The organism is Bacillus altaicus (assembly GCF_042136375.2).
Classification (GTDB): domain Bacteria; phylum Bacillota; class Bacilli; order Bacillales; family Bacillaceae_G; genus Bacillus_A; species Bacillus_A cereus_U.
The window spans coordinates 4974030-4989038 of sequence record NZ_CM143394.1 but is presented as its reverse complement, the minus strand read 5'-3'; the positions used below and the strand labels follow the sequence as shown (position 1 = coordinate 4989038).

Here is a 15009-nt window from a genome sequence, read left to right as displayed (position 1 = left end):
AAACCTTTTTAAATAAAGGTTTGTGCTTTTTCTTTAAAACATAATGGAAATTAAGAGCATTCCAATTCCAATAGAAGTAAAGGTTGCGATCAGGCCCGGAATCATAAAGCTATGATTTAAAACATATTTACCAATTCCTGTTGTACCAGTACGGTCAAAGTTAATTGCAGCAACGATTGTCCCGTAGTTTGGAATGAAGAAATATCCATTTACTGCAGGGAACATTGCAATAAGTAATGCCGGCGGAATACCAAGTGATAGTCCGAGTGGCACTAAAGCACGAACTGTTGCTGCTTGGCTATACAGTAAAATAGATAGAATGAATAGTGCAATAGCAAATAGCCATGGTGCACTTGTCACTAAGTGTTGAATTGATCCTTGAATTATATTTAAGTTTCCGTTGAAGAAAGTATCTCCCATCCAAGCGATACCAAAAATAGCAACAACTGCTGTTGCGCCTGCTTTAAAGACGTTACCAGTTACAATGCTTTCCACATTTGGTTTACAGAAAATAATAATGAGAGCAGCAATGGTTAACATGACCATTTCAATTGTGTTTGGCATGGAAAGACGAGCTAACTTCCCGTCAACCATCCATCCCGGACGAAGGGCTTCAAATGAACCAAGAAGTACGACAAGGAAAGTTCCTACTAGGAAAAGGATAACTGATAATTTAGCGCCTTTTACACCCGCAAATTCTTTTTTCTCTTCAAGTTTAGGGATCATTCCCTCTTTTAATCGCTTCAAGTATTCAGGGTCTTCATTTAATTCTTTTCCCATTTTACTAGCAACGAATGCAGCTACCATACAAGCAATAAAAGTAGAAGGGATACTGACTTTTAAAATATCTAACAAGGTGATTTTATAGTCGGCTAACATTGCTAAAAGTGCAACTGTTGCAGCCGATATTGGACTAGCTGTAATTGCCTGCTGGGAAGCGATAACGGCAATTGACATTGGTCGTTCAGGTCTAATTCCTGATTCGCGAGATACTTCGGCGATAACGGGAAGTACAGAATAAGCGACATGACCAGTTCCCGCGCATAGCGTGAATAAATAAGTAACAATAGGAGCAAAAAATGTAATACGCTTTGGATTTTTTCGTAATGCTTTCTCAGCAAGGTAGACAAGGTAATCCATTCCTCCAGCAGCTTGCAAAGCACCGGCAGCTGTAATTACTGCTAAAATCATAAGCATTACATCAATAGGAGGAGCTGTAGGTTGTAAGTGGAAGACGAAAACAAGTATTGCCATACCAACGCCACCCATTACTCCTAGACCAACTCCGCCTAGGCGTGCACCAATAAAAATGCAGAGTAGTAACGTAAGAAATTGTAGCCAAAACATGATAAACTACCTCCGAAATTCGTAAGTTAAGATATATTCGAATAGTTTAATTTGAATGAAAATTAAATGAATATCCGGAATAATCCTTGTGTTATATACGTTTTTTATTATATAACACAAGAAATGTAACATTCACTTATTTTGTTAAATTATTTCGAAAAAATAATACATTAAAACTTTATATTTACATCTTTAAATGGGTGGACATTTTAATTTTTATGTTGTAATATTTGGAAGAGAATATTTTAATTCTCATAGAACTCCCATATCGTTCAACTCGTTCAGCGAGAAAGGCAAACTTATGGAAACATGAGGACGCAAAACTACAGGAGCTAAGGTCGAAGGGCTAAGCTAGCCAGTTACCGGACGGATAGGGTTGGTCTTGGCCAATGCTTTTTCATTGGTCTTTTTTTTTGGTTTTTATTTGAGAATTGTTATCAATTAAAGGTGTGTTTTGAAATTATTATTTTGTATTAACTGAATTAAGGAAGGTAATGTGAATGAAAAAATATTGGCATAAGCTATCGTTTCTTCAAAAGAATGTATTGTTAACTGTACTCGTTATTTTAACGCTTGTTGGTACTATGGGAGCGTTAAGTTTTAATATGTTTCAAAATAGTATGATGTCTATATTTGAAAGGCATTCTTTTGAAACAGGAGATACGGTATTACATAAATTAGACGCAGAAATATTGAGAGATGTTGCAAAAGACCCAACGTCAGAAAGAGAAAAAAGAGAGAAATTAACAGAGAAATTAGATGAATCAACGAAAGAATTGAACAGTGTTGGACAAACGTATGTTGTTGGAGCGAAAAAAAATGAAAAAGGTGAGTTACAAATCGTCGGTTTGTCTACAGGTTTAGCAAATGTTGTTGAAGTAAAGCCGGGAGACTATTATAAACAACCAGATCGTTGGATGAAAGCATATGATAAAGTAATGAGTACGAAAAAAGCAAATATGACAGAAGTATATGAAGACGAATTAGGATCATGGGTAACGATATTAGAGCCAATTAAAGATGGAGAAGATAATATTGTGGCAATTGTTGCAGCCGATGTAGATGCCTCTATCGTTCCTAGTACAAAGGAAAAATTCATTATACAAGGTTTAATGTTTATTTGTATTTCTGTTTTAATTGCAACTGTTATTCAATTCTTAATTGTGCGTAACGCACTTGCTCCATTGCGAGATTTACGTGAAGGATTGCGCAAAGTTGGTGAAGGTAATTTAAGTATTAAATTAGAGGAAAGACCAGATGATATTGGTACTATTAATGCGTATTTTAATAATACCATCGAGAAGTTTAAAGGAATTATAGATAAAGTGAAGCAGACAGCAGAACAGGTTTCCTCATCTTCACAAGAATTGTCAGTGAGTACGAAAGAGAATAGCATGGCAGTTCAAGAAATCGTAAGTTCTATGGTTGAGTTAAGAGCGGGCGCTCAGTCACAAGAAACTTCAGTACCACAGTATTTAGGTATTGTATATGAAATGGAAGATAAGATGGAAGAGATAACGAATGCTGCAAAACAAATGGCGAAAGAGTCTGAAGGTATGGATCATCATTCAGTAAAAGGAAATGGTGTTATTGAACAGACGATTAATCAAATGAATATAATACAAAATGCAGTACAAGATTTATCTTCTATTATTTGTTCTTTGGAAACAAGATCAAAAGAAATTAGTGATATTGTAACAGTAATTACAGGTATTTCAAATCAAACTAATTCGCTAGCTTTAAATGCTTCTATTGAAGCTTCACGTGCTGAGGAAACCGGAAGGGGATTTGCCGTTGTTGCTGATGAAGTGCGTAAATTAGCAGAGCAGACGGAAGCATCAGCAAAAGATATAGCAAAATTAATCGGGGAAACACAAGCTGAAACGGAAGAAGCTGTTGTTTCAATGCAAAAAGCTTCAAAAGAAGTAGAATCTGGAATTAAACTTGTTGAAAGTAGTGGTGCTTTCTTTGAAAAAATTTCAAAATCAGCACAATTTGTTACAAATCAAGTTAGAGCTGTTTCTAGCAATTCAAGTGATATTTTGCAAAATGGCCAAAATATTGTTCGTGTTGTAAATGAACTATCACATATCGCAAATATGTATGCGAATAGTAGTAGTAATATTGAAGAGAGTATGAAAGAACAGGAAATGTCTGTACAAGATATTGCTGAATTAGCTAGTTCTTTAAGTTGGCTTTCACAGGAGTTACAAGAGTTAATTGGGGAATTTAAAAGTTAAATGAAATGATTATACATGCTTTTGTTTGTTCAATAAAATAAATCATGCTACAATGAAAACGAATTAAGAACCGGGGAGCCAATTGGCTGAGAGGATGTAAGTATACATCGACCCTCAACCTGATCTGGATAATGCCAGCGTAGGGAGTTACTTTAAAGTGATGTAGCATAAGTTATTATAGAATAACTTGTATACAAGGCTTTCCTACATGGTAGGAAAGCCTTTTCTTTTTTTGAAACCATATTTTGTAAGGGGGATTTTATTATGTCACAAAAAGTTACAATTTCATTTTCAGTAGTACCACAAGCGAAGAACAAAGATGTGTATTCCGTTGTTGATAAAGCAATTGAAGTTGTACAACAGTCGGGAGTTCGTTATGAAGTAGGGGCAATGGAAACAACGTTGGAAGGAGAATTAGATGTACTTCTTGACGTCATTAAACGCGCGCAACAAGCTTGCGTCGATGCTGGAGCAGAAGAAGTAATCACTTCTATTAAAATTCACTATCGTCCAAGTACAGGCGTAACGATTGACGAAAAAGTTTGGAAGTACCGTGATGAATATGCAAAACCAGAAGCGATCTAAAATAATCACAACAATTTGGCTTATCCTTCTCATTGCTATATGGGAAGGATCTGTTTCATTATTTAAAATTGAGCCGTGGATTTTACCGAAGCCGTCTGCAATTGTGCAAGAGTTAATTGGAATGAAAGATTTACTATTACCGAATACAGTGCAAACGTTACAGGAAGTAATAATTGGGTTGTTTTTTGCAATTTTACTTGGGACGAGCATTGCTATCATTATGGATGTCATCCCTTTATTTCGGATTTTAATGAATCCGTTGCTCGTTATTTCGCAAACAATTCCAATCGTTGTGCTCGCACCATTATTTATTATTTGGTTTGGATACGGAATGTTGCCAAAAGTAATGGTTGTTATTCTTGTTTGTTTCTTCCCAATTGCGCTTAGCATTTTAGAAGGTTTCCAAACGGTAGATAAAAATATGCTGAAACTGTTACAAACAATGAAGGCAACGAAATGGCAAGTTTACCAGAAAGTAAAGTTTCCAGCAGTACTCCCATACTTTTTCTCAGGTTTAAAAATTGCTGTTACATATAGTGTGATGGGAGCGATTATTGGGGAATGGCTTGGTGCTAGCGAAGGATTAGGAGTTATGCTTACAAGAGCAACGAAATCCTTTTTAACGGCCCGGGTATTTGGTGTTGCAGCAATTATCGTCATGGTGACACTATTTCTATACTTTATTGTTGAATTTATGGCAAGAATAACAGCACCATGGATATACAGAAAGGGCGGCAGAAAATGAAAAAAGGTTTAAAAATTATGTTAGCTGCATTATTAGCAGTTGGTGTTGCCGGATGTAATACGGCGAAGAAAGAAGAGAATACAAGCAAAGAAAAGAAAGTGAAAGTCGTTTTAGATTGGTTCCCTAATACAAACCATACTGGTTTATACGTAGCGAAGACGAAAGATTATTATAAAAAACAAGGATTAGATGTAGAAATTATTCAACCAGGTGATAATGTTACAGCGGAACAAATGATAGCTTCAGGAAAAGCTGATTTTGCAATAAGTGCACAAGAAAATGTAACGTTAGCTCGTGTTGAAGGTATTCCTGTTGTATCTGTAGGAGCGATTATCCAGCATAACACTTCAGCTTTTGCATCACTTAAAAAAGATAATATGACGTCACCAAAAGATTTTGAAGGTAAACGTTACGGCGGCTGGGGGGGACCAGCAGAAGAAGCGACGTTAAAGACGATTATGGAGAAACATCAAGCTGATTTTAATAAAGTTGAAAAAATTATTCTTGGACAAACAGATTTCTTTAAATCAATCGGTCGTGATGCAGACTTTGAATGGATTTATTATGGATGGGATGGAATTGAAGCGAAGCGTCAAGGAAAAGAGTTAAATACAATTATGGTGAAAGACTTAGATCCAGCGCTTGATTTCTATAGTCCTGTTATTATTACAAGTGAAAAACATACGAAGCAAGATAAAGATTTTGTGAAAAAATTTATGACGGCAACGACAGAAGGTTATGATTTTGCAATTAAAGAACCGAAAGAAGCTGCGGATATTTTAATTAAAGCTGTTCCAGATGTGAATAAAGAATTAGTACAAGAAAGCCAAAAGTGGTTAAGTACAAAGTATCAAGATGATGCAAAAGCGTGGGGAGTACAGAAGGAAGAGATTTGGACAAATTACATGAATTTCTTATATGACAACAAAGTTATTAAAAAGAAAATCGATGTAAAAGATGCCTTTACAAATGAATTCCTTCCAAGTGAAAAATGAGTGGATTACAAATAAAAGATATTGTAAAAGCTTTCGATGGAAAGAATGTATTAGAAAATATTAGTGCTTCTATACAAGAGGGAGAGTTTGTCTCTTTTGTAGGTCCGAGTGGTTGCGGGAAAAGCACATTGTTAAATATGATTGCGAGTGTTGAAGAGCCAACGAATGGAGAAGTGTTTTATAACGAGGAGTATGTAAAAAAACAAGATGTTGTTAGTTATATGCCGCAACAAGATTTATTACTACCGTGGCGATCGGCTTTACAAAATATTGTTCTTCCATTGGAAATCGAAGGAAAGCCTAAAAAACAAAGGCTGACAGAAGGAATGGAAGCATTAAAACAGTTTGAGCTAGATGAATATGCAGACCATTATCCAGAGGAGTTATCAGGTGGAATGCGTCAAAGAATTAGTTTCCTTCGCACATATTTATGTGAAAAGCCAATTATGCTGCTTGATGAGCCTTTTGGAAAATTAGATGCATTTACAAAAATGGAAGTACATAGTTGGCTCTTAAATTCTTGGCATCAAGAAAAGCAGACAATTGTTATGGTTACACATGACTTAGATGAGGCAATTTTACTTTCTGATCGCGTATTTATTTTATCTCAAAGACCAGCATCAATAGTTGGCGAGGTACAAGTGGAATTACCTAGGCCGCGAACGATGGATATGTTAACATCTCTTGAGTTAAAGAAGGATAAGGAAGAAATTTTAAGAGTATTGGCTCCTTATATGAAAAAATAGAAAAAAGTCTTTTAACAGTTTTTTGTATAATTGCTGTTAAGAGGCTTTTTTCTATTGAAGGAGAAAGATGAAATCTATAGGGGAAATAGTGGATTCATTAACATCGGATAAATTGGAAGAAGGAACAAAAGAAAAAGTAGAGAATAGAATATAACAGAGTGGTTTATACTCTTAATATAACAAATGTTAAAGGAGTGAAAGGATAAAATGACTTTATCAACTGTTCTTCAAATGGTTTTAGCTTGATACGGGAGAAGTCTGCCCATTTTTAAAGATGAAGCTAAATTGAAGACAGCAGGTAAAGAACCTTAATCCTTTCTTACGATAATATGTAATGGGTAAGGTGTATTCACCTTACCCATTTTTATATGTATAACTAAATAAGGCTTTATACTGTTGTTCTCTCTATTTAGCTTATGGATCATAAGAAAAGGAGAGAAAAAAATGAGTATATTAACAGTAGAAAATGTAAGTCATTCATATGGTGAGAAAACCATTTTATATAATGCGTGCTTTCGATTATTAAAGGGCGAACATGTTGGGCTAGTAGGGAAAAATGGAATTGGAAAATCCACATTATTACGCTTGTTAACAGGAGAACTTATACATGATGATGGAAACATTGAATGGTTTCCACATGTGAAGATTGGCTTTTTACAACAGCATATAGATTTACAAGAAGGCATAACAATTGAAGAATACTTGCAAAGTGCGTTTTCTAACCTGTATGAGTTGGAACGTGATATGTTAAAACTTACAGAAGAGATGGCTGGAGCAGGAGAAGTAGCGAAATTGTTAGTAAGGTATGGAGAGTTACAAACTATATTGGAGAATTCTAATTTTTATCAAATTCATACAGAAATTGAGGAAGTAGCAACAGGCTTAGGCTTGTTTGAAATAGGATTGGAAAAGGATGTTTCAAAGTTAAGTGGTGGTCAGCGGACAAAGTTGTTACTTGGGAAACTCCTTTTAGAAAAAGCGGATGTTTTATTATTAGATGAGCCAACTAACTATTTAGATACAGCACATATAGAATGGTTGCAATCATATTTACAAATGTATGAAAAAGCTTATATTATCATTTCGCATGATGAAATATTTTTGAACAATATTACGAATGTTATTTATCATCTAGAAGAACGAAAGGTTAAGCGCTATGTAGGAGATTATGAAACCTTTTTGCAAAGTTATCAATTACAAAGGAAACAATTACAAGCGGCGTATGCGAAACAACAAAAAGAAATTGTACATTTAGAGGGTTTTATTCAAAAAAATAAAATTCGTAAAGCGAAACAAGCGAAAAGTCGTGAAAAAGTATTAGAGAAAATGAAAAAGGTTGAAAAGGTTAACGATGTACCTCGCGCCCGTTTTGATTTTAATGTTTATACTGAGCCAGTGAGTCGTATATTACAGGTAGAGAAACTGAAAATTGGTTATGGTGAACCGTTATTTCCGGAATTGGATTTTCAAGTGAAAAAAGGGGAAAAGATTGCGATTATTGGTCATAATGGGATTGGAAAAACAACAATGTTAAAAACATTACTAGGACAAATAAAACCGTTAGGCGGCTCAGTTTCTGTTGGGGAACGAGTAAAACCCGCTTATTTTGCACAAGAGGAATTTTCCTCAGAAATAACTGCACTAGAAAGAGTATGGGCAGGGAGACCAGATATGACAAGAAAAGAAATCCGACAAGCATTAGCAAAGTGCGGATTGAAAGAAGAACATGTATTAAAACCTATCCAGTTATTAAGTGGAGGAGAACAAACAAAAGTACGATTATGCGAACTTATCGTAACTAAAAGCAATGTTTTAATTTTAGATGAACCAACTAACCATTTGGATACAGAGACTAAGACGGATTTACAGGAAGCGTTAAAACAATATAAAGGTACAGTTTTAATTGTTTCACATGAGCCCTCTTTCTATGAAGCATGGATAACGAAAATATGGAATATCGAAAAATGGAACGTTTAACAATAATCACAAAGAAAAGGCATTAGCTTTTATGAGCTAATGCCTTTTCTTTGTGATTAACATGATTTTCGAGAACTCTCAAATGAGAATTGTATGAAAAAGAACTCTTATGGTGCGCTTATAAGCGCACCATAAGAGTTCTTTTTCTTTGGTTATATTTATAATAATACTAGATGCCTTTCCCTAATAGGCTACTATCTTTTTATATATATATAGATAGTTTGAAATGGAATGGAAATGATTCCTATATGTAAAGGATAATGTGATTAGTATGGGAAGACAATAGAACTTAAAGGAAATTCATGTAAAATTCAGATGAACTTCACGCGAACTTCATATTAGAAACTAAATATAATTATAATAGGTTATTATAATATTGATTGTGATTTTTCATAAAATTAAAAGTTTGAATTTAGGATAGAGCACTCAAACCTAAATTCAAACTTTAGTGAAATAATTAATGGAGGTTACGTTTAGTTTTCGTTAATGGATGCATTTACAAGTTCGGCGGGATTGCCTGTTCCTGCCCCTCCGATTGTAACTGATCCACCAGGAGGAATTTCACCATTCCATCCTGCATTCGTAATTACGTAATGATTATTTATTTTACTACTAATTTTAGAATCCCAAACTTGTGTTAAATTGCCGTTATAATCAAATTCTAATTTCCAGTTTTTAATAGGGGTCGTTCCGCTATTTTTAATTATAATTGAGAAGTTGTAACCACTTCCCCAATTTGAAGTGACTGAAAAGGTAGCATTGCCATTTCCACCAGGAGGTGTTGTGTTAGCATCATCTGTTTTTATAAGAATAGAAGTAGGTTGTGATTTGTTACCAGCAGCATCTTTTGCTAATACTGCAAATGTGTATTCTGTATTAGGTTTCAAGTTTTTAATTGTAATGCTATTTGTTGTTGTACTCCATTTCTCTTCTCCGGCAGTAATTTCATATTTAGTAACGCCTACGTTATCAGTAGATGCAGTCCAGTTTAATTGAACTGAGTTTGAATTTTTATTTGTAACAGCAATATTTTTTACGTTTGTTGGTGGTTCAGTATCTTTTTGAGTAATAGGTCCACCAAGTAATTCTTTTACTAGCGTATCAAGTAATTTTGGTCCACTACAACTATATTTTGGACTTGTACGGCAATCCCCGCTTAGTTCCCAAAACATTGCGCCACTTAAACCCTTTGTCTTTATATAGTCTGTTTTATATTTCATAGATTCATTGTCATCATAGCTAATAAAGGTTCCTGTAGTCGCATTATATAAATAAGGTACTTTCGCTACATCGTTCCATCCGCGAACAAAACCATTTTTATTAACATAATTAGCTGCTAAATCACCATAATCGTACACACCTGTGTCACCGGTAGAATAATCATCCCAAGTACCTTTAGAAGCGAGCTTTCCGTCACTACCTGGTTTACAAGGTTGGTATTGTCCATTATTTTCTTTTCCGCAACTTTTCCATCCACGTCCGTAAAAAGGTACACCTAATACGAGTTTATCCGCTGGAACCCCTTCATTTGTATAAATGTCTATCGCACCATCTACGTAAAATTTCGTATCCGCTGCGGGGTCATTTGGATCTTTGTATAGTGCAGCATTATGGTTAGAAGTAGCTTCCCATCCACCGTGGAAATCGTATGTCATAATATTAATCCAATCCAGTATTTGAGAAATCTTCTTTAGCTCTGTATGATCCGCATAACGTTGGCTTGCACCTGACGCGATTGTTAGTAAATATTGTTTACCATCTTCTGCACCAGCTTTCGTTAATGCATTTCGAACATCTTGAAGGAGAAGGGTGAAGTTTTGTTTATCTTCAGGACGATAACTACCACCAGGAATCGTTTCAACACCCGGGTATTCCCAGTCTAAATCAACGCCGTCAAATCCATATTCGCGAAGAAAAGCTACTGTAGATTCAGCGAATACTTTTCTTGTTTTTTCATCAGCGGCCATATCAGAAAAGCGGTTAGACCAAGTCCAGCCACCAACTGAAATAATTGTTTTTAAGTGAGGATACTTAGCTTTTAATCGTTTCAGTTCTCCGAAATTTCCACAGCGGGCATATTTATCACAATCTTCCCAAGTTGTACCCGATCCCGGATAAGATTTTGTGACATCAGCCCATGGTTCACCGAGTACGAGAGTGCCATTAGGGACCTCTTTATTTTGCAGTGGTACACCAGATTCTTTACAGTTCCACGTTTATTTATTTGGATTATCGGGGTGAGTAGAAGGGTTTCCATGTTTTCCATTCCAGCAAATATCAGCGAAAGCATAGTTTAAATGAGTTAGCTTTGATGCATCAATGTCTGCAACTTGATAATTACGTCCGTAAACGCCCCATGAAGGAAAATACCCAACAATTTTTTGACCTTGCTTTGGTGAATCTGCTAATGCGAAATTTGGAGTAATAAAGTTTGTGAGAAAAAGAGGTAAGAAAAGTAGTAGGGATAGTAATAGCAGCGTGAATTTTTTTGATCTCATAGTCATTTCTCCTTTCAAAATAAAAGATATATTTAAAGGCATGCGCCAATAAACCAAAGTGAATCTAGACGTATGAAACGTCTAGATAAAAATGATCAGACATCACGAAGTCTATACAAGGGAGCTGGGGGTGATTAAATCGTAGCAAATGCAAGATTTGGTGTAAACGCTTTATTTGATTCACAAAGATTTTCTCAATATTAAATGGCTCTAATACAGACTACACATGAAAATAAAATATTGATTAGGGAGGAAAAGGCTCCTTGTAATTAAATTTGAGAAAAAATTGTATAAAGTCAATTTGTAATAGCGTAGCAAGATGAGAAAATATCATGTAAAATAATAGTAAAAATATGTAAAGGAGCGAATGGTGTGGATGTCTTTTTGAGCATTGCTGAAGAAAAAATTCGACAAGCAATACGGAATGGTGATCTCGATCATATTCCGGGGAAAGGAAAACCACTACAATTAGAAGACCTTTCAATGGTAACTCCAGAACTTAGAATGAGTTATAAAATCTTGAAAAATGCAGGTATGATTCCACCAGAAATGGAACTACAAAAAGATATATTAAAAATAGAAGACTTAATTGCGTGCTGTTATGATGAAGTAGAGAGAAAAGAATTACAAGAAGAGTTAACAGCAAAAACGCTGCGTTTTCAGCAGGTAATGGAAAAGAGAAAGATTAAAGATAGTTCAGCTTTTCGTATGTATCAGGGTAAAGTATTTCGTAAATTACGCTAAGAGGGATAAGATGAATACATTTGAAACGATAGAAGAATTAGCGACATATATTGAAGGACAACAATTAGTACTGCTGTTTATTAAAACGGAAAATTGTGGTGTTTGTGATGTTATGTTAAGAAAAGTAAATTGCGTATTAGAGAATTATGATTACGTAGAGAAAGTAGAAATATTACTACAAGACATGCAAGAGGTTGCGGGGCGATATGCAGTATTTACAGGGCCAACAGTTTTATTATTTTATAATGGAAAAGAGATCCTTCGTGAATCGCGCTTCATTTCACTTGAAAATTTAGAGAGAACCATTCAATTATTCGAAGATTAAGGGAGGCTTTTATATGGAATTTATTATTGTCATACTATTATTTGTTGTAGTTGGAACGATCGTAACAGCAGTTCGATCAAACAAAAAGAAGGTAAATCTTACAAAACAAAATAACATTCATAATTCATCCAACAGCTCATCACCATTATTTTTCTTTGCTGGATCGGATAATGATAGCTCGCACGATGGAGGTTCACATGATTGCGGAGGTTCTTTTGGTGGAGATAGTGGAGGTAGCTGCGGTGGTGGAGGCGGCGGTGATTGATGAGAATACGCCTTATAGGGGGCGTATTTCTTTTTAAACAAACGTTTGATTAGTTGGCTTACATATGCATAAAAACAGTTAAACAAACGTTTGATTAAATATTTTTAACATGCTAGGGGAAATGAAAAGGGAACCGTATTTCTTACTAAATTAGGATTTAAATTTGGAATAATACATATGATTCGAATGTGGTTTGAAAGTACGTTTTCTTAAATAAGGAGTATAGCCTCTTGCGATAGAGGTTTTTTATTTGTTATTATTAGACTGAACGGTCGGTTTAAAGAGGTGTGAATATGAGAAGAAGCGCAGAAGAGATAAAGAAAGAAATTGCCTATAAAGCAGAAAGTCTGTTTTCACAGAAGGGCTATGCAGCTACATCTATGGAAGAGATTTGTGAAATTACAGAGAGAAGTAAAGGAAGCATTTATTATCACTTTAAAAGTAAAGAAGAATTATTTTTATTTGTAGTGAAACAGCATACGTATGATTGGCTTGAAAAATGGAATGAAAAAGAGAAGTTGTATAGTACTAGTACTGAAAAACTATATGGTCTCGCGGAATATTATGTAGAGGACATACAGCAACCCATTTCAAATGCAATAGAGGAATTCTCTATGAGACAAGTTGTAAGTAAAGAAATTCTGGATGAACTGTTAGCTTTAACTAGAGAATCATATGTTATGGTTGAGAAATTAATTGAAGCAGGTATACAGTCTGGAGAGTTTCAAGAAGATGATACGCGTGATCTTATGTATATTGTGAATGGATTATTATCGGGGCTTGGAGTACTTTACTACGAGTTAGATTATAAAGAGCTGAAACGTATTTATAAAAAGGCAATAGATGTATTGTTAAAAGGAATGGCAGCTGAATAATAGGTCAGTTGCTTTTCTTACAAAATAAATTAGACCGAACGGTCGGTTTATGAAAGGGGAATGAAAATGAACGCTTTATTTAAAAACCGAGCATTTATGCTCGTTATGGCATCTGATATTTTACAACAATTTGCAATTTGGATCAGAAATATGGCTCTTTTGTATTTCATAATGGAGCGAACGAATAATGATCCAGTTTCAGTTTCTTTGTTATCGGTTATGGAATATGCACCTATTTTTATTTTCTCGTTTATCGGTGGGGCGCTAGCTAATCGCTGGAATCCGAAAAGAACGATGGTTGCTGGAGATGTATTAAGTGTACTGTCTATTGTAGGAATTGTCTTGTTGTTAAAGCTGGATTATTGGCAGGCTATATTTTTTGCAACACTCATTTCCGCGATTGTAGGTCAGTTTTCTCAGCCATCATCTTCGCGTATATTTAAACGCTATGTAAAAGAAGAACAGGTAGCAAATGCGATTGCATTTAATCAAACATTACAGTCGCTATTTATGATTTTTGGACCAGTGGTAGGATCGCTTGTGTACACACAACTTGGTTTATTTACGTCACTATATAGCTTAATTATTTTATTTTTGTTATCTGCTATCGCTCTTTCATTTTTACCAAAATGGGTGGAGCAAGAGCAATTGGCGAGAGGTTCATTAAAAAATGATATAAAAGAAGGTTGGAAATACGTTCTTCATACGAAAAATTTACGTATGATTACGATCACTTTCACCATTATGGGCTTAGCTGTTGGACTAACGAATCCATTAGAAGTGTTTCTTGTAATAGAACGGCTTGGAATGGAAAAAGAAGCCGTTCAATATTTAGCCGCAGCTGATGGAATCGGTATGTTAATTGGTGGTATTGTTGCTGCAGTTTTCGCTTCAAAAGTGAATCCGAAAAAGATGTTTGTATTCGGTATGAGCATATTAGCGATATCATTTTTAGTAGAAGGGTTATCTACATCATTTTGGATTACTAGTTTCATGAGATTTGGAACAGGTATTTGTTTAGCTTGTGTTAATATCGTTGTCGGTACGCTTATGATTCAACTTGTACCAGAAAATATGATTGGCAGAGTAAATGGAACGATTTTACCACTTTTCATGGGGGCAATGTTAATTGGAACTTCACTAGCTGGAGGATTGAAGGAGATGACCTCACTAGTTACTGTATTTTGTATAGCAATGGCACTTATTTTATTTGCGATAGGTCCGGTTTTACGTATGCAAATAAAGAAAGAAGATATTGTGAATCGAGAGGAAATGACGAATTGATTAGTTTCGAAATAGCTATTGTAAGGGAGCATAATTGCTCCCTTTTCTTGTGGCAATCTTTTGACAATGACATGCCCCAACTATATACTGATGTTGTAAAAATAATTTTACAGGTTAGGAGAAAGATGTGAAAAATCAAATCTATGCATTACGCACTGAAAATAATATTTCACAAGGTGCATTAGCGGATAAGTGTAACGTATCAAGACAGACGATAAATGCAATTGAGAATAATAAGTATGATCCAAGCTTAGCGCTAGCATTCCGGTTAGCAGAAGTATTAGGAACAACTGTCGATAAACTATTTTTGTACAAGCTGTAGAGTTTTTAATTGTACGACGTTATCGTTAAAAATAAAGGGAAAGATCCTCTTCTCGTTTGAA

General features: G+C 35.0%; 13 protein-coding genes, 2 pseudogenes and 2 riboswitches. Of the genes and pseudogenes, 13 read left to right on the top strand and 2 right to left on the bottom strand.

From position 1 onward, the window contains the following. Window positions 1-33 precede the first annotated feature (33 nt). Window positions 34-1347 carry an anaerobic C4-dicarboxylate transporter family protein gene (locus ACE38F_RS25745; protein ID WP_002029556.1) on the bottom strand — a complete coding sequence of 438 codons (1314 nt, stop codon included), beginning with the start codon at window positions 1345-1347 and terminating at the stop codon, window positions 34-36. A 282-nt stretch (window positions 1348-1629) separates the two neighbouring features. Then, window positions 1630-1714, top strand: a riboswitch (cyclic di-GMP riboswitch). A 133-nt stretch (window positions 1715-1847) separates the two neighbouring features. Between ACE38F_RS25745 and ACE38F_RS25740 the strand changes: the two genes are divergently transcribed. The 6 genes from ACE38F_RS25740 to ACE38F_RS25715 all read left to right on the top strand — a co-directional run bounded on the left by ACE38F_RS25740 (window position 1848) and on the right by ACE38F_RS25715 (window position 8635). Continuing rightward, on the top strand, window positions 1848-3587 hold the full coding sequence (locus ACE38F_RS25740) for a methyl-accepting chemotaxis protein (protein WP_375370564.1): 1740 nt from the start codon (window positions 1848-1850) through the stop codon (window positions 3585-3587). A 61-nt stretch (window positions 3588-3648) separates the two neighbouring features. Beyond that, a riboswitch (TPP riboswitch) is annotated at window positions 3649-3750 on the top strand. 101 nt (window positions 3751-3851) lie between these two features. After that, the gene (locus ACE38F_RS25735) at window positions 3852-4172 is read left to right on the top strand and encodes an MTH1187 family thiamine-binding protein (RefSeq protein WP_375370563.1); all 321 of its coding nucleotides are present in this window, start codon (window positions 3852-3854) and stop codon (window positions 4170-4172) included. Then, complete coding sequence (locus ACE38F_RS25730) at window positions 4144-4917, top strand: ABC transporter permease (RefSeq protein WP_375370562.1); 774 nt, start codon at window positions 4144-4146, stop codon at window positions 4915-4917. Before ACE38F_RS25735 ends, ACE38F_RS25730 begins: the two co-directional genes overlap by 29 nt. Then, a complete protein-coding gene (locus ACE38F_RS25725) occupies window positions 4914-5912 on the top strand; it encodes an ABC transporter substrate-binding protein (RefSeq protein ID WP_070140721.1) in 999 nt (332 codons plus the stop codon). The genes ACE38F_RS25730 and ACE38F_RS25725 overlap by 4 nt, the downstream gene beginning before the upstream one ends. Further along, the gene (locus tag ACE38F_RS25720) at window positions 5909-6658 is read left to right on the top strand and encodes an ABC transporter ATP-binding protein (RefSeq protein ID WP_375370561.1); all 750 of its coding nucleotides are present in this window, start codon (window positions 5909-5911) and stop codon (window positions 6656-6658) included. The genes ACE38F_RS25725 and ACE38F_RS25720 overlap by 4 nt, the downstream gene beginning before the upstream one ends. Before the next feature lie 444 nt (window positions 6659-7102). Beyond that, the gene (locus tag ACE38F_RS25715; protein ID WP_375370560.1) at window positions 7103-8635 is read left to right on the top strand and encodes an ABC-F family ATP-binding cassette domain-containing protein; all 1533 of its coding nucleotides are present in this window, start codon (window positions 7103-7105) and stop codon (window positions 8633-8635) included. Between the two features lie 473 nt (window positions 8636-9108). Here ACE38F_RS25715 and ACE38F_RS25710 read toward each other — a convergent pair. Next, window positions 9109-11133, bottom strand: a pseudogene (locus ACE38F_RS25710) (glycosyl hydrolase family 18 protein). A gap of 372 nt (window positions 11134-11505) precedes the next feature. Between ACE38F_RS25710 and ACE38F_RS25705 the strand changes: the two are divergent. From ACE38F_RS25705 to ACE38F_RS25675, 7 genes and pseudogenes are all read left to right on the top strand, one after another. After that, entirely contained in the window at window positions 11506-11877 is a 372-nt protein-coding gene (locus ACE38F_RS25705; protein WP_341307790.1) for a DnaJ family domain-containing protein, read from the top strand. Window positions 11878-11887: 10 nt separating this feature from the next. Further along, the gene (locus tag ACE38F_RS25700) at window positions 11888-12202 is read left to right on the top strand and encodes a thioredoxin family protein (protein ID WP_341307789.1); all 315 of its coding nucleotides are present in this window, start codon (window positions 11888-11890) and stop codon (window positions 12200-12202) included. A 13-nt stretch (window positions 12203-12215) separates the two neighbouring features. Further along, window positions 12216-12467 carry a hypothetical protein gene (locus tag ACE38F_RS25695; RefSeq protein WP_000394370.1) on the top strand — a complete coding sequence of 84 codons (252 nt, stop codon included), beginning with the start codon at window positions 12216-12218 and terminating at the stop codon, window positions 12465-12467. A 129-nt stretch (window positions 12468-12596) separates the two neighbouring features. Next, window positions 12597-12680, top strand: a pseudogene (locus ACE38F_RS25690) (histidine kinase); the annotation flags it as partial. Between the two features lie 80 nt (window positions 12681-12760). After that, window positions 12761-13342 carry a TetR/AcrR family transcriptional regulator gene (locus tag ACE38F_RS25685; protein ID WP_375370559.1) on the top strand — a complete coding sequence of 194 codons (582 nt, stop codon included), beginning with the start codon at window positions 12761-12763 and terminating at the stop codon, window positions 13340-13342. A 66-nt stretch (window positions 13343-13408) separates the two neighbouring features. Then, window positions 13409-14626, top strand: a complete 1218-nt coding sequence (locus ACE38F_RS25680) for an MFS transporter (protein WP_375370558.1) — start codon at window positions 13409-13411, stop codon at window positions 14624-14626. A gap of 127 nt (window positions 14627-14753) precedes the next feature. After that, window positions 14754-14948 (top strand): helix-turn-helix transcriptional regulator, encoded by a 195-nt coding sequence (locus tag ACE38F_RS25675; protein WP_215555115.1) that lies wholly within the window; start codon window positions 14754-14756, stop codon window positions 14946-14948. The last annotated feature ends 61 nt before the right edge of the window (window positions 14949-15009 follow it).

Bases quoted from the DNA above. Each gene is read 5' to 3' on its own strand.
- ACE38F_RS25745 (WP_002029556.1), bottom strand. From the start codon at position 1,347: ATGTTTTGGCTACAATTTCTTACGTTACTACTCTGCATTTTTATTGGT.
- ACE38F_RS25740 (WP_375370564.1), top strand. From the start codon at position 1,848: ATGAAAAAATATTGGCATAAGCTATCGTTTCTTCAAAAGAATGTATTG.
- ACE38F_RS25735 (WP_375370563.1), top strand. From the start codon at position 3,852: ATGTCACAAAAAGTTACAATTTCATTTTCAGTAGTACCACAAGCGAAG.
- ACE38F_RS25730 (WP_375370562.1), top strand. From the start codon at position 4,144: ATGAATATGCAAAACCAGAAGCGATCTAAAATAATCACAACAATTTGG.
- ACE38F_RS25725 (WP_070140721.1), top strand. From the start codon at position 4,914: ATGAAAAAAGGTTTAAAAATTATGTTAGCTGCATTATTAGCAGTTGGT.
- ACE38F_RS25720 (WP_375370561.1), top strand. From the start codon at position 5,909: ATGAGTGGATTACAAATAAAAGATATTGTAAAAGCTTTCGATGGAAAG.
- ACE38F_RS25715 (WP_375370560.1), top strand. From the start codon at position 7,103: ATGAGTATATTAACAGTAGAAAATGTAAGTCATTCATATGGTGAGAAA.
- ACE38F_RS25700 (WP_341307789.1), top strand. From the start codon at position 11,888: ATGAATACATTTGAAACGATAGAAGAATTAGCGACATATATTGAAGGA.
- ACE38F_RS25695 (WP_000394370.1), top strand. From the start codon at position 12,216: ATGGAATTTATTATTGTCATACTATTATTTGTTGTAGTTGGAACGATC.
- ACE38F_RS25685 (WP_375370559.1), top strand. From the start codon at position 12,761: ATGAGAAGAAGCGCAGAAGAGATAAAGAAAGAAATTGCCTATAAAGCA.
- ACE38F_RS25680 (WP_375370558.1), top strand. From the start codon at position 13,409: ATGAACGCTTTATTTAAAAACCGAGCATTTATGCTCGTTATGGCATCT.